At 46.9% G+C, this 26,069-nt stretch carries 23 protein-coding genes; 16 read left to right on the top strand and 7 right to left on the bottom strand.

Going from position 1 to position 26,069, the window contains the following annotated elements; genetic code table 11:
- The 12 genes from PMG25_RS11450 to PMG25_RS11395 all read left to right on the top strand — a co-directional run.
- Window positions 1-194, top strand: a 194-nt coding sequence (locus PMG25_RS11450; RefSeq protein WP_283767032.1) for a hypothetical protein, incomplete at its 5' end; no start/stop codon positions are given.
- 552 nt (window positions 195-746) lie between these two features.
- Window positions 747-1,682 (top strand): DUF932 domain-containing protein, encoded by a 936-nt coding sequence (locus PMG25_RS11445; protein ID WP_283767031.1) that lies wholly within the window; start codon window positions 747-749, stop codon window positions 1,680-1,682.
- Window positions 1,683-1,762: 80 nt separating this feature from the next.
- On the top strand, window positions 1,763-2,113 hold the full coding sequence (locus PMG25_RS11440; protein ID WP_283767030.1) for a hypothetical protein: 351 nt from the start codon (window positions 1,763-1,765) through the stop codon (window positions 2,111-2,113).
- 63 nt (window positions 2,114-2,176) lie between these two features.
- Window positions 2,177-2,608, top strand: coding sequence for a hypothetical protein (locus PMG25_RS11435; RefSeq protein WP_283767029.1), 432 nt, complete (start codon window positions 2,177-2,179; stop codon window positions 2,606-2,608).
- A gap of 341 nt (window positions 2,609-2,949) precedes the next feature.
- Window positions 2,950-5,985: a hypothetical protein gene (locus tag PMG25_RS11430; protein ID WP_283767028.1), complete on the top strand. Its 3,036-nt coding sequence runs from the start codon at window positions 2,950-2,952 to the stop codon at window positions 5,983-5,985.
- A 179-nt stretch (window positions 5,986-6,164) separates the two neighbouring features.
- Window positions 6,165-7,205 carry a hypothetical protein gene (locus tag PMG25_RS11425; RefSeq protein WP_283767027.1) on the top strand — a complete coding sequence of 347 codons (1,041 nt, stop codon included), beginning with the start codon at window positions 6,165-6,167 and terminating at the stop codon, window positions 7,203-7,205.
- 112 nt (window positions 7,206-7,317) lie between these two features.
- Window positions 7,318-8,871 (top strand): DEAD/DEAH box helicase, encoded by a 1,554-nt coding sequence (locus tag PMG25_RS11420; protein WP_283767026.1) that lies wholly within the window; start codon window positions 7,318-7,320, stop codon window positions 8,869-8,871.
- A gap of 202 nt (window positions 8,872-9,073) precedes the next feature.
- Window positions 9,074-10,951: a DNA polymerase gene (locus PMG25_RS11415; RefSeq protein ID WP_283767025.1), complete on the top strand. Its 1,878-nt coding sequence runs from the start codon at window positions 9,074-9,076 to the stop codon at window positions 10,949-10,951.
- A 230-nt stretch (window positions 10,952-11,181) separates the two neighbouring features.
- Window positions 11,182-12,591, top strand: a complete 1,410-nt coding sequence (dnaX, locus tag PMG25_RS11410; RefSeq protein WP_283767024.1) for a DNA polymerase III subunit gamma/tau — start codon at window positions 11,182-11,184, stop codon at window positions 12,589-12,591.
- Complete coding sequence (locus PMG25_RS11405; RefSeq protein ID WP_283767023.1) at window positions 12,584-13,522, top strand: DNA polymerase III subunit delta; 939 nt, start codon at window positions 12,584-12,586, stop codon at window positions 13,520-13,522. The genes dnaX and PMG25_RS11405 overlap by 8 nt, the downstream gene beginning before the upstream one ends.
- 69 nt (window positions 13,523-13,591) lie before the next feature.
- Window positions 13,592-14,455, top strand: coding sequence for a DNA adenine methylase (locus PMG25_RS11400; protein ID WP_347178814.1), 864 nt, complete (start codon window positions 13,592-13,594; stop codon window positions 14,453-14,455).
- A gap of 131 nt (window positions 14,456-14,586) precedes the next feature.
- Window positions 14,587-14,877, top strand: a complete 291-nt coding sequence (locus tag PMG25_RS11395; RefSeq protein ID WP_283767022.1) for a hypothetical protein — start codon at window positions 14,587-14,589, stop codon at window positions 14,875-14,877.
- 113 nt (window positions 14,878-14,990) lie between these two features.
- On the opposite strand, the gene PMG25_RS11390 is transcribed toward PMG25_RS11395, so the two are convergent.
- A complete protein-coding gene (locus PMG25_RS11390) occupies window positions 14,991-19,253 on the bottom strand; it encodes a phage tail tape measure protein (RefSeq protein ID WP_283767021.1) in 4,263 nt (1,420 codons plus the stop codon).
- A 72-nt stretch (window positions 19,254-19,325) separates the two neighbouring features.
- Complete coding sequence (locus PMG25_RS11385) at window positions 19,326-19,682, bottom strand: hypothetical protein (protein WP_283767020.1); 357 nt, start codon at window positions 19,680-19,682, stop codon at window positions 19,326-19,328.
- A gap of 306 nt (window positions 19,683-19,988) precedes the next feature.
- Here PMG25_RS11385 and PMG25_RS11380 point away from each other — a divergent pair, with 306 nt between their 5' ends.
- Window positions 19,989-20,312 (top strand): hypothetical protein, encoded by a 324-nt coding sequence (locus tag PMG25_RS11380; RefSeq protein ID WP_283767019.1) that lies wholly within the window; start codon window positions 19,989-19,991, stop codon window positions 20,310-20,312.
- Window positions 20,313-20,322: 10 nt separating this feature from the next.
- A complete protein-coding gene (locus PMG25_RS11375; RefSeq protein WP_283767018.1) occupies window positions 20,323-20,670 on the top strand; it encodes a hypothetical protein in 348 nt (115 codons plus the stop codon).
- Window positions 20,671-20,748: 78 nt separating this feature from the next.
- On the opposite strand, the gene PMG25_RS24665 is transcribed toward PMG25_RS11375, so the two are convergent.
- Window positions 20,749-21,081, bottom strand: a complete 333-nt coding sequence (locus PMG25_RS24665) for a hypothetical protein (protein WP_283767034.1) — start codon at window positions 21,079-21,081, stop codon at window positions 20,749-20,751.
- Between the two features lie 730 nt (window positions 21,082-21,811).
- On the opposite strand from PMG25_RS24665, the gene PMG25_RS11365 reads away from it, so the two are divergent.
- Window positions 21,812-22,114 (top strand): hypothetical protein, encoded by a 303-nt coding sequence (locus PMG25_RS11365; RefSeq protein WP_283767017.1) that lies wholly within the window; start codon window positions 21,812-21,814, stop codon window positions 22,112-22,114.
- A gap of 438 nt (window positions 22,115-22,552) precedes the next feature.
- Here PMG25_RS11365 and PMG25_RS11360 read toward each other — a convergent pair whose 3' ends face one another.
- The 4 genes from PMG25_RS11360 to PMG25_RS11345 all read right to left on the bottom strand — a co-directional run bounded on the left by PMG25_RS11360 (window position 22,553) and on the right by PMG25_RS11345 (window position 25,509).
- Complete coding sequence (locus PMG25_RS11360; protein WP_283767016.1) at window positions 22,553-23,542, bottom strand: hypothetical protein; 990 nt, start codon at window positions 23,540-23,542, stop codon at window positions 22,553-22,555.
- A 63-nt stretch (window positions 23,543-23,605) separates the two neighbouring features.
- Window positions 23,606-24,049, bottom strand: coding sequence for a hypothetical protein (locus PMG25_RS11355; protein ID WP_283767015.1), 444 nt, complete (start codon window positions 24,047-24,049; stop codon window positions 23,606-23,608).
- Window positions 24,050-24,117: 68 nt separating this feature from the next.
- Window positions 24,118-24,735 carry a hypothetical protein gene (locus PMG25_RS11350; RefSeq protein ID WP_283767014.1) on the bottom strand — a complete coding sequence of 206 codons (618 nt, stop codon included), beginning with the start codon at window positions 24,733-24,735 and terminating at the stop codon, window positions 24,118-24,120.
- Window positions 24,736-24,864: 129 nt separating this feature from the next.
- Complete coding sequence (locus PMG25_RS11345; protein ID WP_283767013.1) at window positions 24,865-25,509, bottom strand: hypothetical protein; 645 nt, start codon at window positions 25,507-25,509, stop codon at window positions 24,865-24,867.
- A gap of 247 nt (window positions 25,510-25,756) precedes the next feature.
- On the opposite strand from PMG25_RS11345, the gene PMG25_RS11340 reads away from it, so the two are divergent.
- On the top strand, window positions 25,757-25,951 hold the full coding sequence (locus PMG25_RS11340; RefSeq protein WP_283767012.1) for a hypothetical protein: 195 nt from the start codon (window positions 25,757-25,759) through the stop codon (window positions 25,949-25,951).
- The last annotated feature ends 118 nt before the right edge of the window (window positions 25,952-26,069 follow it).

Genomic DNA, 26,069 nt, shown 5'->3' with positions numbered 1-26,069 from the left:
CCTACGTCTCCGAAGTAGTCGAATCGCTGAAACGTATACGCTGTATGCTTTGCACAAAACGGCCAATTTCTAAACGACAATTTACATTTCGGCAAAAACGAGCATATCGACGCATCGCTCTAAGCGCTGGATACGGAATTATTCGCTTTAACCGCTTCGAGCGTTACGCCCATAGCGCTTATTTACGCCCATAGCGCCCGTTATTTACGTCTTTAGCGTCGGTTGTGCGCTCTAAAAGGTAAATCCACATTTACTCGCTTTGAGGGGCTTAAATCGAAAATTTAGGCGGGGTAGCGCCGCGAGATTCCCTTACCACCGCTTACCAGGCGTTAGCGATCGCCGCGCTCGAAGCGTTTATCGCCCGCGTTTGTAACGCCTGGTAAGCGAAACGTTAAAGTAACCAAAATTCTGAAACGCTAGAACGCTTACGCTGTATGCTTTACGTAAGTTTCGATTACTAAATGACAATTTACATTTCGACCATTATGCCAACGCTTGCGAACGGAGCGATCGCCGCGCTCGATTACGCTCCTTAGCGTTACGAAGTCGATCACCGCGCTCGGTAGATCGCCGCTATAAACTCTCGAAATGTAAATTGTCATTTACCGCTTCGCGAATACGGAAAGCATACAGCGTAAGCGTTCTAGCGATTATAGAAATTTCTTTATAAAATTACTTGACATAATTTTAGTTACGGTGTTATATTAAAAGAGTCGATAAGAAATACAAGAAACGGAGCAACATAAATGCGATTCACCAACATGCACGAAATCACGAAATGTAAATCGACTCAGGAAATTCTCGAAATGTGCGAACTCGATTATAGTATCGAGTGCTACCCTCGCTACTACCAACGCAACGGAGTGTTTATCCCCGTAGAAGGTAAATTTTCAATCGTTCGCGATGATTCCGGGCTTGAGCTTTCCACCGCTTCCGAGAACTGGACACCGATTCAGAACGAGGCGATCGTTGATAATTTTCTCTCGTTTTGCGATGATTCCGGTCTTAAGGCTACTCACGCCGGGGCATTAGACGACGGGCGTAAGGTGTGCATCATCGCTGACTTAGACCGCGAGTTTGACGTTAAGAACGTAGGCGATATCGTTAAGGGTTTCGTTCAGTTCATCGGAAGCCATGAGCGCGGCTACGGTCATCAGATTAACCTTTATATCGAACGCCTCGTTTGTCTGAACGGAGCGACTCGTCAAGTGCGTCAAGGTCAGCGCGTGTTGCGGCATACGGCTAGTTTTGAAGCCAACATGACCCAACTTTTAGAGGCGTGTTTAGCGTCATGGGAGCAGTACATTGGAGATATGGATACCCTCGCAAATACCGTAGTCGAGCCAGAAGATGCTCACATGCTCTTGATTAAAGCGTTCGGTGACCCATCGAAAGCGATTGAAGACCAGCCGAAAATCGTGCAGAAAGTTTTCAGACTTTTCGATGGTGAGTTAATTGGCGGGCACTTCTCAAGCGCTTATAAATCCGCTTTCGGTCTTTTGCAGTCAGTGACGGAATATTACAATCACCATCACGCTTACCGCTCCGATACCGATGTTTTCTCCGCGCTTACGACTGGAAACATTAATCAGCGTGTATCCGCTTTCGAGAATCAGATTATCCGCTATTCTCGCAGCGCTAACAATCGCCAGAGCGTAAGCGTTGGAGTAGCGCAACGCTAATCGCTATCGATAATCCTGTAGCGATGCGCTACAGGATTCGCATAATGTTTAATAATTTTTCAATGAGTTACAATAAAATCATGTCCACTAATACGCAAACGTCCGCTAATGCTCGCCCGATAACCGATAGCGATAATAAACGACTAACAATAGGAGAGTACGAACACGACCATCGCGCTATTTTACGCCAGTTGAGTCTAGCGCGAAAACTCCGAAATCATACGATGAAGGATGTCGCTCGATATGTTCTTAAAGACCCCGATAAATCGAATCGATTGATTTATCATCATCTAGATAGGAAATCGAATTCTAGATTAGCTCCAGAGGAAATAAGCGCATTGGCTGACTACGCCTTCATCTCGGAAGATGATCTAACTATTTTCGAGCAGTACAAATTGAAGAACCCGAAGCGCCGAAAAGCGCAACGATAACGCCAGATCGAACTAATCGAACTAATCGAAACTTAAAGGATAAAAACGATGGTAACCAGAATCATGAAATCTAACACCGCTTCCTCTAAAGAGCGGGCATCGCGAAAAGTAACCGGAATCGATGATGAGATAAATAAGATAATTCATTATCTTAAAATCAAAATGTCGAAGGTACGCGCTGAAAAAAATCACAGCATTGACGAAGCTATCTACACGATCGCCGCTAACTGTGACAACGGGATAAATAAAGCGGGATGGTATAACTATCTTTCTATTTCCCGGTGCGATTGGAAATTAAACCCTCGCGTTGTTGATGCCATTTGCGATTACTTAGACGAAGACCCTGATATATTTTCTTATCTTTCCAAGCTTCGCAAAACTCGCAAATACATCATCAATAGCGGGATTTCTGGTCAGGCGGATAAATTAATCGATATCGTTCGTGAGGATGTCGGTTTCGCGCTTCCTAATGCGGTAGATTTAGTCGCTGTGTAGTTGTCGTTCTCGTAGCGCGGCGATCGTCACGATTCGAGAACGGCAAATTAAAAACCCTCCAGCTACCAACTAGAGGGTTAAACGAAAACGGAGCGAATAAAATTTCTAATACCTAGTATTTTATTTCATCGCTATTCCTAGTATTTCATTTCATCGCTATGCCCAGTATATCATACTTATCGCGAAATTCAATACGATCGTCACAATCAAATCCTTGCCCCGCTTGCGGTCGCACCGATTCAGCTTGTAAGATTTTCACCGATACGAGAATAACGCTTTGCTTCCATGCCGACGGAGAGATAAGCCCGAATTACAGACGCGGCGAGCAATTGCGAGATGGGATGGGGTATGTTTGCATCCCGACAGATTTAAGTGATTCAGGAAACGATAGATACATTGAATCGCGCCCGACGATCGCCCCTATAAGCGAACCAGAACTAAATGAGCGCTACTGCTCGTTATTCGCGCAACTACCGCTAGAGGATAAACATCGAAATCGCTTAAAACGAGAGCGCGGGTTAAGCGACGAGGCGATCGCCGCATACGGGTTTAAGTCTTTCGCGCCACGTAAGCGGGTTGAGGCTTCGCGATTTACGCCCGGCGTAGAGGAGAGCGCAGACGGTTATAGATTAGCGGGATTAGGTGGTATCGCTCTACCTATCCGCTCCGTTAGCGGAAACCTTACGGGATATCAAATCGCTACGGAAGGAAGCAATCGGAAACGAAGCGGTAAATATGTCTATCCACGCGACTGTAATGCTCTCGCTGGCGGCGGACAGTTAGTCAATACGGCGCTACCGATTTTTACGAAAAGTGAAGTGACCGCTCCATCAGCGCGGGTAAATATCCGATCGTCGGGCGGTAGTAGCGTTTCGTTCATATCGTTAATCGCTGACGACGGCGCTATCATAGCGGCTTACATGGTAGAGAATCCGCTTCACCCTTACTTAGCCGCAATCGAGATAGCGCTAAAAGTCGGAATCGGTTGCCTACGACTTCCTTCTATACCGGCTACTGGTTCGCTGATACGCCGCGTTATCGAATCCGCGCTTGATGCACAAGGCGATTATTTTTTCGACGAGTACGATAGCGTCGTACTCGACCATAATCACACCGCTTTAGATGGCGTTGTACCGAACATCGTCTACTTGTGCGATGGAATACTAAAAAGCTATATCGCAGCGTACCGCCACAATATAGTCTGCGTAGGCGCGGTGGGCGGGGCGTTCGCTTCGTATTCCGGGCGGTTTGAACGTGAATTAAACGCCGCGTATGAGGGCGTTCGGTTCGTAGTTCTCGCGCCAGACGGTGGCGACGTTCTGAATCATCACGTGGCGATCGCTAACAGGAAAACGTTAGAGCTTATCGAATCTTCGGGGCGCTCCGCTTTAGTTTCCTGGTGGGGGCAAAAGACGAAAGCGGATGATGATATAGACGAAATACCAGGCGACACGAAAATAGAGATAATCTCTATAGAGCAGTTCAAAGCGCTTCACTCGGATGAATTAATTTCTAAAGTTTACGGCGCTCTCTCAGACGATAGCGGTCACTTAATCAATAAGCCCGGCATCTATAAAGTCTCGGCGCTTCCTAACTTCCCCCATCAAGCGATACCGGAAGCGCCTACTTTATTTCCCGAAGGCGGTCGTATAGAAGCAATTAGATCTGTAATCGAGGGCGGCTTTAACGCCGCTCTTGATTCATCTTGGATGGGGACGGGAAAATCGCACACAATCAACGCTATTCAAAGAAGCGACTTCGAGCGCCGCTTCGATAAAATTCTATGGGTAGCCAACGACCCCATAAGCGAAGAGTGGGGATGGCAAGGCTACCGCGCCCGCGATGCCGGGCGTTACCGGACACCTACGGGACGGATAACGAGGTCTAACAATTCTCGGAATACGGTCGTTTCTGAATCCAATTGCCAGCGCTTCGATGATTACGATCGCCTACTTAAAGCGAACTTAACGCCGACTTATAATGATATTTGCAACACATGCCCCTTTAACGAGTCTTGTGCGAATACGCCTGGGCAATTCCTTCACGACCGAGCTATAACAATGGCGCAAGACCGCATAAGAATCGCTCCGCAAGCGATTCACCCCGGTTTATTATCAGATAAACGAGTATTAGCGCTCGTTGATGATTGTGAACCGTTCATCATTCAGCGCACCATTAGCCGAAAAATATTAATCGATACGATACGCCGCAACGACCCTTTACGAGATAACTTCCCGCAACTTAAAGAATACTTACTCCGCTTATTTAACCTATCTATGGAAGCGACTAAGAGTAAACGCGCTCTGCATTTCGATGAAATAATCAACCGCTTAGGGATTTTGGATACTTCCTTTACGAGCTTCTCGCAATTAATGGCGTATGACTACATTGATATCCAACAATCTGTTAATAGCAACTTACCTACGATTCCATTCTGGGTTCCGGATTTTTTAGAAGCGATTAACGATGGTTACATTCACTTCGAGAAAGGTAATTTCACGTTCTTCAAACGTAACCGCGCTTTTATAGAATTCTGTAATAGGGAAAACGTCGCGGTCATATTCTTCGATGGGACTGCGAAACTAGACTACATAAAGCGTTGGCTCGGACACGATAGGATAGCACATATTCAACAAGAACCAACAGAAGGAGCGGACTTAGAAATCAATCAATATATAGGCTTCGGAGCGTGCGGTTACACGCGATCGCCGAAACAGATTAAGCGATTAGAGAAGCTTCTAAGCGGGCGGGAAGATATCCCTAGAATCGATATCAAAGCTTCTGAGATTAAAAGCGATTTAATGGAAGTATGGCGCGGCGGTTCACGTGGCTCTAACGTATTTGCTGAACAATTCGAGCTTGATTTAGTAGGCGCTCCTAGAAAAAATCTTGTAGCTATGTACGCAGAATTCAAGCTTTTATTTGGGCGCTCTGTAAGCGTAGAGGACGTTGAGCTTGCTATATACCCGCTATCGGATAAAAACGGATGTAAACGGATATCTGTTACTAAAGAATCGACTGATAAAGAGTTTGCACGCTTCTATTACAACGACACAATAACCGCAATCCGACAAGCCATAGAGCGCTTAAGAGCGTCGAGAAGACGAGGCGATCGCCTTCGCTGCAATTTTATAAGTGATTTCCCGCTACCGTTCCCCGTAAACGTCATCGAGGGAACCGTTAAAATAAGGCGCTCTGCTGTAGAAGAAAGCGAATTTTCTTTAGAGCGTGTACGGGCTGTTATCGCCCTATTCAAGCGTCAAGGTACGGTAGTTACCTGCAACGGTGTCGCGGCGCACTTAGGATTAGCTCCTCATCAATTCCGCTATCGCTTACGATGCCTTAATCTCGATTGGAAGTCCGTAAAGAATAGCTAACGCTCCGGGCGTTAACGCTCGATTGCGGACATAGCGATCGCTAACCTCGATTGCGGGCGCTATAACGTATACTTAGTAAGCGTTACAGCGCGATCGAGGTTAATTTTATAAAATTAGTTGACATAATTTTATAACTTGTGTTATATTATAAGAGTAGACAACGTAAAGACGTAAAGACGATGACCGAAAACATTTATGATTTCTCTCAGCCTATTCTCGAAGGCGCTAAAGCGTTCATGAATGGCTTAAAACCCGAAGGCTACTGCAACATTACGCAAGCGGAAATGGACATAATTTCCGAGGCGGTTGGTACAGAATACGGTAGCGAAGTTTTGCAAGCGTTCAACGCGATTTCAACGTTCGCGGAATTAGCCGGAATCGAAGTAGCTGACGAAACCGAATTGATTGCGGCTAAGTTCACTGCTCAAGAAATTTGCGAGACCTTGTACGGCCCGATGATTTTCAGCAAAGATGGCGACTTAGTAATCCGCTTTGGTGGGAACATGGCGAAAGTCGAGCAAGAAGGCGAATCTTTCCGGTGCGGTGACCTGCGATGCAAGCAGTTCAAATCCTTATCCGTTCCTGGGGAATCGGGCGGCTCTTACGAGAAATTTTTCTTGAGTTTCCAGAGCGCTGATAAGAAAAGCATCTTTAAGTGCCAAGTTTTAACCCCCAAAGGCAGCGATTTTTCCTCTGATGACATCGAGCTTGCAATCGAGAGCGGAAGGAAGTTAGCAGAGTTTGCGCGTCCATTCACCTCTGGCGGTGGCTTCGTTAAACTGCGTGATTTGGATATCGGCTCGTACAAGCTTAAAGGCGTTCGCTACGATGAAAATCTCAAGTTTATTAAATGGGAATTGATTCTAGAAGATGGGCGGGGCGTAACGCCTAATTCCGAGATTGCTAAGACGATCGTGGCTTTATCTCAGTCAATGTCAGTTGAAGAAATCTCGAAGTTATACGCCGGCGGTATGTTGATGATTACCGATAAGCAAGAGAAAGCCGGGAAGACGTATACTAAAGCTCTAATCAGCGCTGGTAAATCTTTCGCTAAGGTAAACGGTAACGGTAAAGCTAACGGAAAAGGTGCGCCGAAACCGTTGGAACTCAAGCCAGCTAACGCCGTAACGCCTACTAAAGCCGCCGTTCCCGTTACCGCTAACGGAGCGCCGGAAACGATAGAGGCATCTGAGTTAGGTGATTCTGAAGTCTTCTTCTAGAAGCTAACGCAAAGAGCGCCCTGATATGCTTCTTAGGGCGCTCTTCTCATTACGTTACGAACTCTACGCTAAGGCGTAACGAGCGAATTTAAAACACGAAAACGGTGATGATATGAAGTTAAGACCCTTTCAAATTGAGGCGCTACGCAACGTATATAGCGCGATTAAAGATAAACACAACAGGATTTTGCTCGTAGCTCCGACCGGGGCGGGAAAGACAGTAATCGCAGCGCAACTTATACAACACGCCTACGAGCGCAAGATAAGCATTATGTTTATCGTTCATCTAGACATTCTCGTGCCTCAAACCGCATCTAAACTACTCGCATTCGGATTAAACGAGAACGAAATCGGTTATATCAAGAACGGTTACCCAGAGCGGAAAGATGCATTAATTCAGATTGCGAGCGTTCAGACTTTAGCCCGTAGACGCTGGTGGCGTGAGCAATTGCCTAGGGTAGTCGTTTTTGACGAGGCGCACGAAACTACATTCTCATCAGTAGGTGACTCAATCGTAAACGAGTTAGCTACGGAAACGACTAGAATAATAGGCTTGACCGCTACTCCGTATCGCTTGAGTAAGCGCCAAGGCATGGGGCAATACTACGATAAGTTAATCCAAGCTGAATTACCCTACCGCTTACAAGAGCAGGGTTTTTTAGCTAAGATGCGTTACTTCGGATTACCACAACCGGAAGCGATCGCCAGCATCCCGATACGCGCCGGCGACTTCCAATCAGAAGGAAGCGAACGTGCGATGGTGTCCCCCGAAGTCATATCGAACACGGTTACGGAGTGGCAACGCTTAACCGAGAGCGTAGAGAAACGATCAACGATCGCCTTCTGCGTTAGCGTTAAGCACGCCCGCGCTCTAGCAGACGCTTTCAATGAAGCTGGCTACCGCGCTGATATGGTATGCGGTGAGACACATAAAGACGAGCGTAAGCGGTTGTATAGCGCTTTAGATGAGGGTGATTTAGACGTGCTAACCTCCGTAAACGTTATCTCTATCGGATTCGATTTACCCTCTATCCGCTTCGGACTTCTAGCGCGACCAACTAAATCTAAAGCGGTTCACTTCCAACAAATCGGGCGGGTTATGCGCCCGTCTCCCGGTAAAGAATACGGAACCATCATCGATACTTGCGGAAATCTAGACCGCCATGGCTACCCGGAAGCGATAAGGCGCTACTATCTTGACCATCCTAAAGACGGTGAACCAGGCGACGCACCGATTAAGGCTTGCGAAGCGTGTGGGAACATTGACCACATTAGCGCCAAAGTTTGCAGCGCTTGCGGACATCCATATCCAATAGCGGAGAAGGAAACCAAATCAGAAACTTTGCGAGAAAAAGACCCGTTCTCGAAAGATAAAGATAGATTTCAGAAAATGCTCAGGACGGCGTATCGGAAGTTCGATAAAAGTCCGTCCGCTTGCGGTATTGAATTCTATAAAAAGTACGGTTTTTTCCCTAGACAAGAATGGAAATTAAACGCTGTTTTCGACACCGTAACCGAGGATAATCTTTTCGCTTATCAGAGCTATCTACTCTGCACGATGCTGAACCCTAAACCGAGTGATTTAACTTTCGAGCTTGTCACCGCCTTCGGTGCTGGATATTACGAGAAGATTAAAGAAGCGGTAGATTATCCAGCCGTCGGGTAATACTACGTCCGCTCTAGTTCGTAACTAAAGCGGACGTAACTAAAGCGGACAAAACGAAAGGAGCTTAATATGGCGGATTTAACGAGGTTAACTAAGATATCGAAACTGACATTAATTAAGCGATTAAAGCGCTTAAAACGTATTGATTCGGAAACTAAGAAACGTAAAGAACGAGATAAGAAATACTAAGGAGAACTAAAAGATGATTACGCAATTAAATCTAGTTGATTTCGATAGCGATACAAACGAGAACGAAACCGGCGATCGCCGATCGCTTACAACGTATTTAATAGACCCGCCCGTAGTCGTTTCAGATAGCGCTGGTTTCGATGAAATGCTTCACGCAATTGCCAGCGCCCCCATCGTAGGCGTTGACTCCGAGACGACCGGATTAGATCCACATACGAACTCGATGCGTTTACTACAGATTGCGGTATCGGATCGCCTCGCCTACGTCGTTGATTGCTTCGCTAACGTCCGTTGTCGATTGCCAGAGCTAACGAAAGCTTTCGCGGGGAAACGTAAGGTATTTCACAACGCCGCCTTCGATTTGAAGTTCTTGCGCTCCGTAGGCGTTGATGTTGGGCTTCCGTTGTTCGATACGTTTCTCGCCGCTAAAGTTTACGTTAATGGCACGCGGGCGGCGTGTTCGTTGCGTGATTGCGTAGACCGATATTTGAACGTCGCGCTCGATAAAACGGAACAAAAAAGCGACTTCTCAGGGAAACTAACGCAAGAACAGATACACTACGCCGCCGTAGATGCTTGCATTCTTATCCCGCTCCGAAAAGCGCTGCTAGAGCGGTTCAAGGATTACGATCGCCGGGTTGCGGAACGTGGCGAACGCTTCGGTATGCTCAACACGCTTAACATCGAGTTCGGCGCTGTATTGGCGGTTTCTGAAATGGAGTATCAGGGTCTCCGCTTCGATTGGGATAGCTTCGATGCTATGCGCTCTGATGCCGTAAAGGATTACGATGCGAAGTTAGCGAAGCTCTACGAGGCGCTAGATGAAGCTGGCGCTGACTTACAACGTGATTTATTCGGAACGCCTTCCGTTAACCTTAATTCGCCTGAGCAGGTTCAGCGCTTATTAACGTCTTTGGGATACGACATCGAAAGCGTAAACGAGAAATACTTACGAATCGGACACGGTGACGACCCGTTAATCCTCGCTTATTTAACGTGGAAAAACGCAGCGACTCGCATCAAAGACCTCGATAAATATCCGCCTCATTTGAACGAAAAAACGGGGCGAATTCACTCAAGCTTTAAGCAATTAGGAGCGGAATCAGGGCGTTTTTCGTCTACGTCTCCAAACGTTCAAAACTTACCTAGGGGCGGTTTTCGTGATTTAGTAATACCAGACGAGGGCAACGTTTTTGTCTGCTGCGACTACTCACAAATAGAAGTTAGAATCGCAGCGCACCTAAGCGGTGACCAGACGATGATCGACGCTTATAAACGTGGTGAGGACTTACACCGATTGACCGCTTCGATCGCTAACCAATGTAAGTTAGACGAGGTGACGAAAGCTCAGAGGCAGGCGGCGAAGGCGATTAACTTCGGGCTGCTTTACGGGATGGGCGCTAGATCGTTAAAGGATTACGCAAAAACTAATTACGGCGTAGAGATGACGCTAGACGACGCTTACGAATTCTCTAAGCGTTACTTTGAAGGGTATCGAGGCGTTTATCTTTGGCATAGAGCTATAGAATCCGCCATAGGCGCGGGATTATCTTCAATCAAAACCGAGGCGGGGCGTAGACGCATACTTAAGCCGCAAGATAAAAAATTACAATCTTGTGCGAATACCCCTGACCAGGGATTAGGCGCTGATATCCTCAAGACCGCTCTAAAGCGCGTTTACGATGCTATCCGTACCGCCGGATATGAAGGTAAAGCTCACATCGTTAACTGCGTACATGATGAAATCCTAATCGAGTGCGAAGCGGCGATCGCTGACGATATCGAAGCGCTTCTAAAGCGAGAGATGATAGCAGCCGCAGAAATCTACATTACCGATATCCCTATCGAAGCGGAAGGGGGAATAGGCAATACCTGGGGAAGCGCTAAATAACGTTTCCAGCGTTACAGGCGCTACAAGCGCTACGGGCGTTTCGAGCGTTTCGGGCGCTACAGGCGCTACAGGCGCTACGGGCGTTTCGAGCGTTTCGGGCGTTACGGGCGCTACTTAGGCGGCGATCGCCAACGGTAGCGCTCTTATTTTTTTTATAAAAATACTTGACATAATTATAGTTTAAGTGTTATATTGTAAAGGTATTGACGAAGTAAGGAAGCGTAGACACCATGCAATTAGCTTTGAAATACAGACCGAAGACGTTTGACGAACTTAAAGGCAACGATTTTACGAAAGTAACCTTAAAGCGCCAAATCGAGCGCAAGCGCATCGCCCGCACCTATCTCTTTAGCGGTAGCAAGGGAACAGGCAAGACGACGGTAGCCCGTATTTTTGCGAAGGCGCTTAATTGCGAAGCCAGCGATACCGCTTTACGCCCATGCGGTGAGTGCGATTCGTGTAAGTCTTTCGAGCGCGGCGCGGCGCTTGCGTACCAAGAAATCGATTGCGCTGCTAATTCAGGCGTAGATAGCGCCCGTGAGCTTGTCGTAGCGAGCGCGTACACGCCGCTATCAGGGCAGTACAACGTATACGTTTTAGACGAGTGCCACATGCTAACGACCGCCGCGCAGAACTCGTTACTGAAGACGTTTGAGGAAGGCGGCGATCGCTGCGTTTTCATTCTCGCTACGACAGAACCTGGGCGCTTACTCGATACCGTTGTATCGCGGGCGCGTCACTTTCAATTCGCACCGCCTGCAAGAAACGAGAGCATCGAATATATCCGTGAGCTTTCTAAAGCGGAAGGAATAGAGATTGATTCTGATGCGATATCCGCGTTGCTTAAAGAGAAAAAGGGATTACGGGATGCGCTGCAACTTCTTGATTTACTTGCATCCCGTGGTGATCGGATAACTTCGGCGCTCGTAAGCGAAGCGCTGGCGGGTGTACGTTCCGACGATATTAAAGCGCTTGTATCGTTAATAGAGCGGAAGGATTTAGGCGAGGCGGGCGGTAAATTTCGTGTGCTGTGCGCTGCTGGACACTCACCCGCAAAAGTATTGGAATCACTATCTAACGAGTACCTGGGACGAGTTCGCATGATGGAGCCTGCGTATTTGTCGCATATTAAGACGATAACTAAAGCACTCGGCTCTATCCGCTTCTTATCTGAATCGCAAGCGGAATCATGGGGAGAAGCCGTCGTATACGAGTTATGCGGCGTTAGCGCGAACGGTTCGCCCGTATCGCCCATCGTATCGCCCATATCACCCAACGTATCGCCCGTATCACTCGCCGTATCGCCCGCCGTATCGCCCGTATCGCCCATATCGCCTGGATCGCAGCCCGTTTCACCCGTATCACCCGTATCACCCATCGTATCGCCCGTATCGCACACAAACGGCGCGAAAACGGCGATCGCTGTGAAAACGAAACTCAAACGGGAACAGATCATGGCGATGAAGTTAGCGATTCAAGATATGAACCCGGCGCTACAGGAGGCGCTAAAAGGATCGCAACCTATCGAGATTGACGCTAATGGTGCGCTTCACATCCGTACCGAGAAATCGATATCTAAGCGGCATCTATCGCAAGCGGCTAAAGCTTTCGGAGTAACGGAGGTCATCGTCGATGCCTAAGAACCGTAACGCCGCAAAGAGCGCAACGAGCGCTAACGAAAAGCCCGCCTTCGGGCGCTATCTAATCTCAGGTGATGATGAGTTCGGTATCTCTCAATTTATCTCGTGTTTCGAGAATGTAGAGGCGATCGCCATCGATGACTTAAACCGTATTAGCGCACCTGGCTTATTCGGAAACGTTACCGCCGTGGTAACGCTTCCAAAACTTACGGAAGCTGACGCATCGAAGCTATCAAGCGCTCCTATAGCGGACGGGAACAACCTAATCGTTATCACTCCTTTGGACAAGCGGACTAAGGCTTACAAGCAAGCGGCGAAAGCTTTCGTAGTTAAGGAGTTTGTGTTACCCGCTCCTTGGCGTATTCGGGATATCGAGAGACAAGCATCGGAATCTTTGGAGAGCGTAGGCATCCGTTTGCGACCAACGCAGATAAGCGAGTTGGTGACGGCGCTCGGAACCGATTATAGAGCGATGGTCACCTTATGCGAGTCTCTCGAAGCCGCCTATGACGCTCCTATAGAGAGCGATGCAATACGCCGCGCTCTGTACGCAGACGGTTTAGATTACTTTACATTTTCGGACGCTCTCTTACTCGGAGACGAGTCCGCTACGGATACGATAGACGCGCTAATAGGGCGTGCCGCAATGGAACCAGCGCCTAAGATTCTAGGCTTCTTATTATCGCAGTGCAATCGCTTAATCGCCGCTAAATTCGGTTATTCCGGATTAAGCGATCACCAGCGTCACGTACTCGCTTCTAAAGTTTCTAACCGCTTACCGGCGTTTTTGATTGACCGCCACCGCTTGATACTAAACGCCTTATGCGGGATTAAGAAGGGCGTTGATTTAGAGTTCTCGCTCTGGTGTATTTACTTCGGTTGCGATGGTAAAACTTCAACGTTCGCACCGTCAAGCGACGACGACTATTAACGAGTAAAACGCTCGTAGCGTTCAGAAGTTACCGAGCGCTACGAGCGCTAAAAATAAGGGAGAAAACTTATGCGTCCAATGTTATCGTACTACGGGGGTAAACAACGAATGAGTAAGCACATTATTCCGATTATCGATTCGATTCCCCATGATAATTATGTCGAGCCGTTTTTCGGAGGCGGCGCTGTTCTTTTCGCTAAGAAGCCATCGCATCAAGAGATTATCAACGATATCAACGACTTGATTATTAATCTGTATCGAGTCGCTAAAAAATACCCCACCGAGCTTATTCAAGAAATCGATGCGACTATGCACTCTAAGAGGGATTTTAATTCGGCTACCGCTATCATACGGAACCCGGATAAATACGCTTCTGAATACGCTAATGAAGCGGAAGGGTGCTACGACATCATCAAAGCGTGGGCGGTTTACGTCGCTGTTAACCAGGGCTACGCTAACAAAATAGGCGGCGGTTGGGCTATATCGAAGACGAGAAATAACGTCCACGGTTCAACCTGGGCTATGCATCGTAGGCATCTAGGAGCGCAAATAGAACGCCTACGGAAAGTTAGCGTTTACTGCGGTGACGCGATCGCCTGTTGCGAAAAATTCGACGCTCCGAATACGCTTCTATATCTCGACCCGCCTTATCCCGATTATGACCAAGGTCACTATAGCGGCTATAGCGAGTTCGATTGGGCGAAGCTTTGCGAGTTTCTCGATGGATGCGAGTCGTCTTATATCTTAAGCGGCTACGCTCAAAAAGCCGAACCGAAAAGCGCACAACAACGGATAGAAATTCCGACGTATTGTAGCGCCGGAGTAGACTCGAATACTTCTCAACGTACCGAGATTTTATGGGTATGTAACCGCTCTGAGAAACGTAGCGATATGCAACTATCGCTATTCGATAGTTTATTAAGCGTTTCGTAGACATTCCGTGGCGCTTCGTAGCCGTCTCGTAGCGTTCGGTTACTAGGCGCTACGAACGCTACGAAACGTAAGCGATCGCTTACGGGGGTTTAGTTTCGCTATGATTAAGGAAAAGGGTAGGAGTAAATTAAATGGCTTTTGATTTCGATAATAAATACGCTGATTATTCACGCGAACACCGACGGGAACTATACGAAATAGATGCGAAAAAGTTAGAAGTTCTAGAGCGCCGGGATGCACTCGGAACGTTGAGAAAAGATTTTCTAAAGCATCCGGAAACGGCGAACGCATCTATCGAAATGAGCCAACAAATTAAACGCGAACTAATCGCGCTAGACGAGCGGAGAAAATCTATAATTTTCGAGCATTCCAAACAAAAATACGGAGTTGACTTGGCGCGTAGGATGGCATCTATCGATTGACGCTAACGAACGAACCGAAAGCGGATAGGAAATTAATCTCGCCACTGTTAACGTTTCGGTTAACAACGCATATATAGAAGCCCACTATTAACGATTAGTGGGTTTTTTCGTTATTAGCGCTGCGCTCGTTGTAGTGCGCTCAAGGTTTTTCCTAAGTCCGCGCCCGTATCCTGGCTGCCATTGATGGTGATGTTGTTCGGTCGCGCCGCACCCTTGTCGAGTTTTTTACCCACGTTCTGTAACTCGCTTACGACATCCTTATTACCTCGCTCCATCGCCTTCTGCATCTCTTTGTTACCTTGCTGAAGCGCATTGGGGTTAAAGCCTCGCATTGCTTCGTTCAGAAGTTGAGCAGATTTACCGCCACCAGCAGCGATACCGCCATCTTTGCCGTATACGTTCTCTACCATTCGCGCTACTTTCTCGTTAGCATCGCCTACTGAGAAACCGGGCATTGTCCGCGCTAGACTTTGAGCCATCGTTGTCTGCTCTTTAATAAAACGTTCGCGCTCGCTGTGATATAACCTGCGTTGTTCTTGTAAGTATCGCGCTTCTTTCTGGAGGTCTTCTAGTTCTCGTGTTCTCTGCTCACTAGCGATTTCGTCTCTTAGCTGACGAGCTTTATCTGTGTCACCCCGCGCTTCAGCTATCTGAGCCGCTAACTCTAGCTCACGTTGAGCGATCGCTTCTAAATCTGGCTTCTGGTAACCCATCACCTGCGTAGACGTAGACTTACCCGCCGCATCAGCAGCCTTGTCAACAGCGTCAGCAGCCTTACCCGCATTATCCGCAACTTTGCCCATAGCGTCAGCCATGCCCTCGGTATTCGATTTAGCTCTACCGGTCTCGTCTGCTATTTTGCTAGTATTTTCGGCTGACTTAGCATCTGCTACTTCTTTCTTCTGTGCAGCGTCGAGCGCTCCTTTCCGTTCTGAGTTTAACTTCTGAGTAGCGTTTAGATTCTCTCGTGCCCATTCAACTTCCTTCTGCGATAAATCGTTCTGACGTTTAGCCACGTCAAGCCCAACTTTAAGCGCTGCTATCTTCTTAGCTGACTCATCGTTTGCTTTAGCTTCCGCTAACGCCGCCTCAGCAGCTAATACGGCTTGCAGCGACTTTAACCGGTTAATTTCGGCTTCCTGAACTGCCTGCTCTGCGTTGATGATGTTCTGTTCTGATTCGAGGCGTAGAATTTCCTGTTGTATAGCGTGTTCTTCCTCAAGGTTTCCGGATTCACGAGCAGCGTCAGCCTTAAACTGAAGCAAAGCGATCGCCTGGTCAATCTTTTCAATCTCACGATCGCGTAAAGCGATAATTGTTTCATATCCCGTGATCGACTGATCGATCGCCGCCTTGCGTATCTCCATTTCTTCTTTGATGCCTTCGATCTTCTCTCGCTGAGAATCACGAGCGTCACTTTCGTATGAGCCGCCACCGCCAGCTAAAGCTTGACGACGAGATGAGCCGCCGCCTCTAGAAGCGGAAGGAGAAGATGAAGAAGCGCTTCTAGAAGCTTCGGACATTTCCGATTGTCTGGCGCTTTCAATAGCCGCCTGCGCTTGAGCTTGCGCTACTTGTTGCTGAACTTCTAACCGCTCTCGGAGTAGTGCGTTTATCTGCTCCTGGTGCGCTTTGTCTTCAGCGCTTGCGAGGTTCTGGGCTAATTGAATTTCTAAGCGCTGCTTTTCGGTTGATTGAATTTCGAGAAGTTGCTGGAGCTTCATCCGCGCTATATCTAATTCAGAAGCGCCGGAAGCTTCAGCCTGGGCGATCGCTAAATCGTTTAGGTCTTGCTGTAGACCCATCTCTTCATTCATTAACGCCATCTTTTCTCGATACGCATTTTTTAGCTCCTCTAGCTTCCGTATCTCCGCATCGGCTGCTTGTTCGGCGGCTCGTTGGATATCTTTTAATAATTGCGTCTTCTGGTCGGCGTAATCCTCGAAGCTTATCTTCTGCTGATTATAAGCGTCCTCAAGCGTCTTCAGTTCGCTTTCGGCGATCGCCTGGCGCTCCGTTATCGCCTTCTTATCGATGTCTGCGAGTGCTTTATTATGCGCTTCGCGGTCTAATTGACCGGATGCGTAAGCCTTCTTAATCGCTATCATCTCTTCTTTAGCGCTCATTTCCGCTTGCGTAGTCCGTGCCTGGTAACCGTCCTTGAGCTTGGCTATCATTTCACGGTGCGCCACCTCCATGTCCGCTACCATTTCTTGTTGCATGTTAGAGAACGAAGCCGCCTCTTCTTGATGCGTTTCGATAGCGATATTAGCTTTCGCCTTCATCTTGGCGATCGCTGTAGTTTGTCTATCTATTTCCGCTTGTAGAAGTAACTTTTGGGTCTCGGTCATGTCAGCGCCTGCATCGATTTGACTCTGCATAGCGGCTACATTCTGCTCAAATATCGGAATTAATTCTTTCGCTTTCGCGTTAACTTCCTCTTGAGTAGCGGACTGATTCATCATTAATTGGATGTATTCCTCGTATCGTGAACTGGTAACATCCAGAAGCTTATCGATTTCGAGCATCGCTAACTGATTACCGCGCTGTTGAGCAGTAAGAAAACTAAACGCATTACCGTAATCCGATGTGGCGTTCGTATTTTTAATCATCTGAGCGCCTACCATCGATAGCGCTCCGGTTAATGGGCCACCGAGAAAGCCAGCGAAGCCTAGCGCTTTAAGCTGCGTTTCTGAAAGTGAGCTGCCTATTTTCTGAAAACCTTGCGCTATCGATTGTCTAGCGCCTTCGGGTATTCCGAATTCGGTGAAATTCTGCTTAAGTTTAGCGATCGCGCCTCGTACTTTTTCCGCTTCTTCTGGCGCTTTACCCGTCTCTGCGTAAAATTTTTCGAGTTCTATACGAGCGGATGACATGGACATCGCTAACTTAGCGCCTTCGGAGCGCTCCATTAAAGCGCTTATTGTGGCGATTCCCGCCGCCGCAACCGCAAGTTGCGGAGCCATCGCGGTCATCGATACTCCCATCACGCCTAAGCCTTTAGCCGCTAAGAATGCAGCAGGGCCGAGGGTAACGAGACCTACGCTTAGATGCTGCACCGGTGCGGGTAAGCCTAAGAAAATATCCGCCATCGTTGACGTTGCGTCTACAACACTTTTAACTGCGGGCGCGAACGTAGAGCCGATTACGGAGCTAACGGCGCTGAACTTCCCCTGTAGTAAGGATATGGAACCGCTTAAGCCTTCGAGTTGGACTTCACTTAATCCGAGTGAAACCCCCTGGGAGCGATAGACCGCTTGTGTCAATCCATCGACATCTTCTGTCGTTTGCGATAGCAAAGCGCTGACGGCTCGCCCCCCTTGCGTTCCGAACAGCGTTTGCATAATAAACGCTTCTTGTGCTGTACCGCCCGCCGTCTGTCTTAAGTTTTCTAGAGCGCCTTGAAACGTTGGGATTAGCTCTAGAATACTCTTCATTTGCCCCTGGGCGTTCATCAAGTCATCGGCATCTAGACCAAGCATCGCAAACGCTTCTGTTTTTTGGTTAGAGTCACCGCTAACCAAGCGCCCGCGAACTTCGTTTAAGGCTTGTAATGCTGATGCTAAGTTTCGCCCCGCCATCCCGCCTTTGATACCAGCGTCCCCTAAAAGCCCGATAGCGATCGCTGTATCTTTAATTGATTGATTAGAGTTGAAAGCGGCTGTACCAACGAATTTCATCGCTTGCCCCATACCCAAAACGTCTACGGCGCTGTTATTTGCAGTAGCGGCTAGGATATCCGAAACTTTCGATGAATCGCTTGCCATTAGTTGGAATTGATTCAAAGTAGCGCCGACTATTTGCCCCATAGCGGATAAGGATTTACCGGTCGCTTCCGAACCCCTGACGACTCCTTCTAAACTTTGCGTTATTTGTTTAGAACTGAAACCAGCGCGGGCTAATTCAATGGAAAGTTGCGCTACTTGTTCGGGCGACTTCGATGTAACTTGCGCTAGACGAATTGCCTGATCGTTAACTTTGGCGATTTCTGCTGCCGTAGCGCCGGATGAACCCGCGATCGCTCTGAATGAGTTTTGAAGGCGCTCTAAATCGATGAAGCTTTCTAAGCCCTTCCCAACATCGAGAACATTTGAGAAATTAATATCACCTAACGCTCGGTTTAGCCCGTCTCCGAGGGAGCCAACTACTTTAGATACTTCTGAGAAAGAAGCGGATAAGAGCTGAACGCCTTGATTACTTCTCGTTAACGATGAGTTAAAGTCACCAACGGAGCGAACACTATCCCTTATTCCACCGCTTAAGCCTGAATTAAAATGCCCGTTTATACTCCCTATCATCGATTCGATAGTTCGCATTCCGGCTCTCATTTTTGAAAGCTCTAATTCAACGGTTAAAGTCGCGGTTCCGAGTGTCATATAGTCTCCTTTTGTATGCGTTCGTTAGTGTTCGTTAGTTTGCGTTCGTTAGTTTGCGTTAGCGTTCGTTAGTTAAACTAAAGCGCCTCCGAGATTATCGATAAAGCGATCGCTAAAGATAAAATCTTTTCTAGGCTTAGTCCACGGTCGCCCCGGTTGCCTACCTCCAGAGCGAAGCGTATAGCCCTCGTGAACGTATGTCGCGTACTCCATCCCCCATGAAAATTGCGCTTGAAAGCGGTTAGGAAAAGCTAAAGACTGACTACCCTTTAACGCTCCAGTATCGATGATGTCTTGACCGCTAAAGCCCTCGAAAGCTTCTGTATCGCTAAATAAGCGCTGGTACTCTTGCCCTTGATTTTTGCAAGTGTCAGCGAACGCTTTAGATAATATTTTATTTAAGTTTTTATTCCAAGTTACTGAAGACATCGATAGCGGTTTTTAGACGATTTAATTAATTCAATTATAGCCAACGAATACGAACCTTAAGCGGAAGAGACAGGCAACGCAAAAGAACCGAGCGAAATCGAAAGCGACCGCCCTTTTAAGATGTCGTAGGCGATCGCTCGGTTCGTATTCGCTCGCGTTGGCGTTAGCTCGTTTCGCTCGGTTCGCTCGCGCTCGGTTCGCTTTCGCTCGGTTCGTTTGTGCTTGCGCTCGGTTCGCTTTCACTGGTGATCGCTTACGCGGGTATTACCGTAACTGTGTTAATATACTATAAAATCGGTTTAAGTTATGAAACGTAATTTTTTCGAGAATATGCAAACATTCGATGCTACTAATGAAGATGAATTTACCGTCGTTGATTTCGATGGTGTTCACTATATGTTAAGAAACGAATACCTATCTAATTTAGCTAAATCTAAAGGGTTTTTGCAACCAAAAACACAAGAGGAGCAGATTTTAGCGGTAGCGCTCGGTATACCGATTTGCGGAAATCTCGTCTCTGTAAAATCCACTAAACCCTTAGCTATTGGGTCTAAAGTACGTGGACGGTTATCCGGCGATCCGAAAAAATTAGCGCTAACTAAAAGTTATCCAGAATTCATCGAAACTTAATGAGGTAACTATGGAAATTTACATATACGAAGAAGATGGTCAGCGATATTGCTGCTGGGACGATCATTCCGATGCCTACGACCGCTTAAAGCCTGAGCGTAAATTTGCATTAAAAAGCTTAGTCCTAAAGCGAGAAGAACTTTTAGAACGCCGCGATGCTATCTATAAACACCAGAATAGCGATGAAGCTCTTATTAAAGAAATTCAACGCGAATTAATAGAAGTAGATATGAAACAAGCTCAAGAAATGTATGAGTTAGCTTTAGAGAATCACGGAGAAAGATCCGCGCATAATTACCTAGCCATAAACGGGTCGGAAGATTTGTTAAAAGAAATCCTTAAGCGGATAGGAGCTTAACCAAAGCGCAACGTAGTCACGATATCGTTAATAACGAAATAATCAAAGCCCACTATTAACGCTTAGTGGGCTTTTACGTTAATAACGCTCGCTTTCGCTTTCGCTCGGTTCGCTTGCGCTCGGTTCGCTCGGTTCGTTAACGGGCGGTTTCGATGCGTTTTCTTTCGCCCATTTCCGATAGATTCGCAAGCGCTCGGCGCTTGTGTACCCGTTCCAATATCCTGGGGGTAAATTAAATTTATGCAGAATAATCGGCCCAGGGTTCGGATCTTCTGACACGAACGAAGCGCCGCATCCTTTCGTTCCAGAACAGCGCCAATGAGTTTTCCCCGCTTTGGTTTTACCGTTTCTTGCGAGCGATCGCCCGCACTCTCCGCACTTTGGATTATTCGGCTTAGATTTGAATGGCATCGTTATCGTCTCCTTTCTTTATCGTTACGTTAGCCCCCGTGGGCGGGGGCGTTAGTTTCTATCTACAATTTAAGCGGCATAAAGAACGCAGTGCCGACCCCGACTTTATCAACGAGAAAGCCGCGCTAATAGCAGAGTCGCTAGGCTCATAAATATCTGTGTCGATGCCACTTAATTCCCCCTCTAGTATTCGGGTTAACTCGCGCACCTTAAGTTTATAATCCCGCTTGCGGTGATTAAGTTCTTTATCGAGTTCGTTATCCATCGTTTCGTCTCCTTGTTTATTTATCGGTATCGATTGCCCACGGGGGCGATGGTGCTATTCTCCTCCTAGTACCCTCTGGATCTCCAGCTGCCTCCTTCTACCTGCTCTGCGAAGACGATCCACTGTTTTTTACCTTTTATCTGTACTTCGAGCGCTTTGCTCATTTGACGGTAGGTGGTGTATCCGAGGGTCTCTAGTGTCCATTCTTTGATTTGTTCGGTGGTCATTTTAGAGAAGTCCATTGCTTTGCTCCGTTTGCGTTTTTGACTATATTTCTATATTACATACTTTTATCGTTACTGTCAAGTATTTTCCTAAATATTTTTATAAAAAATGTCAAACGTATACAGCGTAAGCGTTTCAGTTAATCCTAAAAAATAATCGTTTTTTCGATTAGGGGTTGACAGCAGTGATAAAAGTATGTAATATAGAAATATAAACAAAAACGAAACGGAGCCGACCAAAATGAGATACCAAATCGTAGACATGAGTTCAATCACCGCCACCACCCCCAACGTTTTCCCCCAAGGGAAGATCGAAAAAATCGCGAAAAATATCCTTGCCCTCGGTGGCGAAAATTCCACTCCCGTAATCCTCCTCTCCCTCGGTCTGAGCGCCAACGGCCCCCAGTTCCGGTTAGAGGGTAACGATCGCCAATACTGGGCGATGAAAGAGGTCGCTAAGAGCGATCGCCGGAAAGGAGAGATGATCAACGCAATGGTCTGCGAGACCCAGGAGGAACTGGAAAACGCCCTCGAAGCGCTCTAGAGCGATCGCCCCCACCCCGCCCCGGTGGGGGATTTTTTTGCGTATGCGGAACCGATAGCGGTGGCTAATTTGCGTTAGCGCCGCTATTTTGCGTTTTAAGGCGCTTCTAGGGGTCTACGGTATGAATGTACGTTTTTAGGCGCTAACCGCTATTGCAGCGTATTCTAGCGGGGGTAAATTTGGATAATAGCGTTATGTACTCGCTATTATAGCGGCGGCGTTCGGAAGCGATGGGGCGATCGCCGGCGCTGGCGTTCGGAAGCGGAAATAAAAAAAAAAAGCCGAACCCGTAACGGAGGCTCGGCTTTCAATCAGTAAACCAAAACATGATACTAAAGATTATTATAACGTTCGGAAGCGGTTAGAAAACTCCCCTAGATTGCGCTAGAGGAGTTAGCATTAATCGATTAGTTTCTTCCGCTTCCGAATTCCGGGCGCTTAATCTTCATCGTCGTCGTCGTAGTCTTCATCGTCATCGTCGTCATCGATTAAGAAACCTAAATCAGTTCGGCGGACATTCTCAACGATTCCGAACTCGAAATCAACATCGAAAAACTCGAAATCAAAATCGTAAATCGCCCGCCCAGGGAGTCCGTAATATATAGACGAATCGTCGGTAACGTAAACATCATCATCGTAGGGGTTAAGCCCGGCTTCTTCGATGTGTACTAAGTCGAGATTAAAGCGATCGCTCTTCTTACTCGTCAACTCAACTCCTTTAATCGGGATAGTCGCCCGCGCTGCACTACGACCGATGACGAGCAGTTCAACCGCCCCTATAGCAGTGGAATAGTAGCTACCGATAATGAGAAAATCCTTATCGAAATAGGAACATAAGTCACCTGGCTCTACTTTTTCCGGTACAGAGCGCTTAACGCCTTTCTGCAAACTATCACAATCGCAAGCGCAAACCCCATAACCGAAGTCAACGGTAAATATTCCGTTGGTTTCCGCTTTGATTTCGCCCGACATCTTGTTGTACAGGCTACCCGGCGCTAAGAAAAGAACGTGGTCTCCGACTTCAAAATTATCGCTATCGATGTAATCAAACTCCATAGATTTGAATTGAAAGTCGAGGCGGTCTACATAGCGAGTAGATAGCGTTAATGCGGAGCGTTTGAATATCTGAGTTTCACCGTCTATATTAGCGACCTTAACTTTATCACCTGCGGATACCAGAACTAGGTAGCTCTCAGGCATCCACTCGTCTAGGTCGTTGACCATATCCCCGGAGTTGAGTTTGCATGTTCTAGCGTAGCGCCTATCTTTCTTTAATTTCGCAAGGAAGCGATCGCTGGGGTGGAAAATGTCGTCATCATAGTAGCCCCACTCATCGCCGTCGTAGATGTTACCGTTTTCATCTGTGTAGGTTATGGATTCCGTACCTTCTGGGGGATTAGGTAAGTGCGCGATGTTCGTATTTTTCATTTTCAATTTTTCTCCTTTGGTAAGTGCGAGAATAGTAAGCCCCGCTAATGAGGCTTACGGGGTTTATGCGACCGCTTCTTCGCAACTGCGAACTCTAATTTTGACCTCGAATAGATCGCCCTCTAATAGAAATGAAAGATAGCCAGCGTGACCATCACATCCGAAATCAAAGAAAGAGGCTTTCTTATGGGCAAACTGTTGGTTTAGTTCGTTCAAATCGAAATCGTACAGATAACCTAAAACCTCATATTCACGCTGGAAAATAGCCGAAACCCATTCCGCGATAGTCAGGAGCTTTAGAGGCTCTTTTGATAGGTAATGCTCCCAGCCGCCTGTGGAAACAATTTCAGGGTTATCCGCGTCCAGCTCCCAGTTATCACCGAAAAGCTTGTCTAGCGCCTCTACTGGGTAGTCTGAAAGTCCGACTCCAGTGCATTTAACGTATCCGTTCTCCCGAATGAACCGTCGCTTGTCAAAGGCGCGGATTGTGTAGTCGTTGTCGTTCATTTTGTCTCCTTTGGTAAGTGCGAGAATAGTAAGCCCCCGCTATGGGGGCTTATGCGTTGATCGGATATCTAACCGGCTTTACTCATTCGATAATCTTTCTCCCTAGAATATAAATCCAGAATGCCATCGATATATTCAGATTCGCAAGCAAAGGCATCGCCTCGATTTGTATGCACCTTTACTGATTTCTCATTATCGAATTCGTCTAAAAATTCCATAACCTGCAAATCAGCACTCTTATAAGCGCAGGAAAAATTATAAAAACCGTTGTCTTCATCATGCAGAATGAATCGGTCATAATACACGATGAACGCTTTTTTATCTAGATAATAATCTAGATTTGAAGGAGCGTCCGCTAAATTAGGGCAAGCGAAGAATGGGATTTCAATGCTATGCCTAAAGTAGGACTCAATAGCTTTAATGGACTCCATAAGAGTGCGTTCCTTAACCTGACCAGACCGCAAATGGTAAGGTATATACTCTGCTATAAGTTCGCTTAAGTTGGGGGCGATTTCCCAATAATCCCCAAAAGCGATATCAAATAAATCAGTATCCACAGGAAATTCGCAAGGACATTCGATAAGTTGAGGGGAATCCCCAAAGAAAGTGCATCTAGTAAATCCGGATTCGATGATAAAGGCTTTCGCTTCATCGCCCTTAATCCTACGGCTTGTTTCGTTTTTCAAGGATCAACTCCAATCAATCTATATTGTCTACGTTCATTAATATAACACTGTAACCTAACTAATGTCAAGTGTTTTTATAAAATAAGCGGAAACCTATACCCTGCTTAAGTTTCCGCTCTTATTGATGGACTAGAAGGGGTCATCGCAATCGCACAAGTCTAGGCGATCGCCGATGACTGCTTTGATTGCTTCATCGATTTCGCCCGCCATAGAAAGCGGAAAGCCATTCACCATCCGTTCATGTCCTTTGATTAGCCTAGGAATCTTAAGCGGTGATAGGGGTGCGAATTTCTTAGCTAATGCATTAATTTCCCTGGGAGAAAGTGTTACCCCCATGCGGTATACACGATCGCTTATGGAGATGTAATCACAAAGCGATTGTTTTCGTTCTTTTGCGGTAGCGGTGCGTGATTCTCGTTCACTCTCGGTTATGTAGGCGATCGCGGTTCTAGAATCGCAGGCTGGCGTGGTTGCGAATGAATCGGTATTTACCCCGCTTAAGGTGTATTGCTCTATTTTGTTTACATTGACTTCGCTTATCGCGGTGGTTGATACGAGAGCGCCCCCAAAGGAGGGGGCGATAGGTAGCTTGTTAACTAGATACTCAGAATTCATCGTAGATGTAATCTTATCGATTAGAAACTCGTGAAGGTCTAAGATGTAATCCGATTCTCCAAAAAGCTCAACATAACCGCTTACAAAGTCATCTACCAAATCGAAAAACTCCGCAAGTTTATCGGTTCTATTATTCGGTTCCGTTTTCGTGATCATCATAGTAGTTACCCTTTATTTTCTAATATTGTAGCAAAAAATCAACAAAATAACATTTTTAACCTAATGTAAATCGCCGTTTAGATAGCGTAACTTACGCAAAACATACAGAGTAAGCGTTTTAGGGTTTAACCGGGGCGTAAAGTGTCGGTAATAAAAATATTTTAAGCTTCTACCGTTGCATGGGCGATCGAAACGTTATGAGAGCGATCGCCGAACTAGAAGCGAGATATCGTTACCCTGCTCAAATTTGCGCTTATATCGCTTTAGAAGCATTCACCTAGGGATTTATCTATTCGATCGCCTAACCACCGTTAAAAGCGAAAATTTAAGCGCTATGGGCGTAACGCTCGAAGCGGTAGGAGCGGTAGGAGCGGTAGGAGCGGTAGGAGCGGTAGGAGCGGTAAGAGCGGTGAAAGCGAATAATTCCGTATCCAGCGCTTAGAGCGATGGGTGCGAAAAGCTCGTTTTTGCCGAAATGTAAATTGTCGTTTAGCTTTTGACAATTACGCAAAGCATACAGCGTATACGTTTCAGCGATTCGACTACTTCGGAGACGTAAT

The sequence above is a fragment of the Roseofilum capinflatum BLCC-M114 genome (genome assembly GCF_030068505.1).
Classification (GTDB): Bacteria; Cyanobacteriota; Cyanobacteriia; order Cyanobacteriales; family Desertifilaceae; genus Roseofilum; species Roseofilum capinflatum.
The sequence above is the reverse complement of the archived record's forward strand: the minus strand, read 5'-3'. Positions and strand labels throughout refer to the sequence as shown.

Bases quoted from the DNA above. Each gene is read 5' to 3' on its own strand.
- PMG25_RS11440 (WP_283767030.1), top strand. From the start codon at position 1,763: ATGTCCACTAATACGCAAACGTCCGCTAATGCTCGCCCGATAACCGAT.
- PMG25_RS11360 (WP_283767016.1), bottom strand. From the start codon at position 23,542: ATGAAAAATACGAACATCGCGCACTTACCTAATCCCCCAGAAGGTACG.
- PMG25_RS11425 (WP_283767027.1), top strand. From the start codon at position 6,165: ATGACCGAAAACATTTATGATTTCTCTCAGCCTATTCTCGAAGGCGCT.
- PMG25_RS11405 (WP_283767023.1), top strand. From the start codon at position 12,584: ATGCCTAAGAACCGTAACGCCGCAAAGAGCGCAACGAGCGCTAACGAA.
- PMG25_RS11385 (WP_283767020.1), bottom strand. From the start codon at position 19,682: ATGTCTTCAGTAACTTGGAATAAAAACTTAAATAAAATATTATCTAAA.
- PMG25_RS11390 (WP_283767021.1), bottom strand. From the start codon at position 19,253: ATGACACTCGGAACCGCGACTTTAACCGTTGAATTAGAGCTTTCAAAA.
- PMG25_RS11345 (WP_283767013.1), bottom strand. From the start codon at position 25,509: ATGATGATCACGAAAACGGAACCGAATAATAGAACCGATAAACTTGCG.
- PMG25_RS11395 (WP_283767022.1), top strand. From the start codon at position 14,587: ATGGCTTTTGATTTCGATAATAAATACGCTGATTATTCACGCGAACAC.
- PMG25_RS11355 (WP_283767015.1), bottom strand. From the start codon at position 24,049: ATGAACGACAACGACTACACAATCCGCGCCTTTGACAAGCGACGGTTC.
- PMG25_RS11400 (WP_347178814.1), top strand. From the start codon at position 13,592: ATGCGTCCAATGTTATCGTACTACGGGGGTAAACAACGAATGAGTAAG.
- PMG25_RS11375 (WP_283767018.1), top strand. From the start codon at position 20,323: ATGGAAATTTACATATACGAAGAAGATGGTCAGCGATATTGCTGCTGG.
- PMG25_RS24665 (WP_283767034.1), bottom strand. From the start codon at position 21,081: ATGCCATTCAAATCTAAGCCGAATAATCCAAAGTGCGGAGAGTGCGGG.
- PMG25_RS11380 (WP_283767019.1), top strand. From the start codon at position 19,989: ATGAAACGTAATTTTTTCGAGAATATGCAAACATTCGATGCTACTAAT.
- PMG25_RS11420 (WP_283767026.1), top strand. From the start codon at position 7,318: ATGAAGTTAAGACCCTTTCAAATTGAGGCGCTACGCAACGTATATAGC.
- PMG25_RS11430 (WP_283767028.1), top strand. From the start codon at position 2,950: ATGGGGTATGTTTGCATCCCGACAGATTTAAGTGATTCAGGAAACGAT.
- PMG25_RS11415 (WP_283767025.1), top strand. From the start codon at position 9,074: ATGATTACGCAATTAAATCTAGTTGATTTCGATAGCGATACAAACGAG.
- PMG25_RS11365 (WP_283767017.1), top strand. From the start codon at position 21,812: ATGAGATACCAAATCGTAGACATGAGTTCAATCACCGCCACCACCCCC.
- dnaX (WP_283767024.1), top strand. From the start codon at position 11,182: ATGCAATTAGCTTTGAAATACAGACCGAAGACGTTTGACGAACTTAAA.
- PMG25_RS11435 (WP_283767029.1), top strand. From the start codon at position 2,177: ATGAAATCTAACACCGCTTCCTCTAAAGAGCGGGCATCGCGAAAAGTA.
- PMG25_RS11445 (WP_283767031.1), top strand. From the start codon at position 747: ATGCGATTCACCAACATGCACGAAATCACGAAATGTAAATCGACTCAG.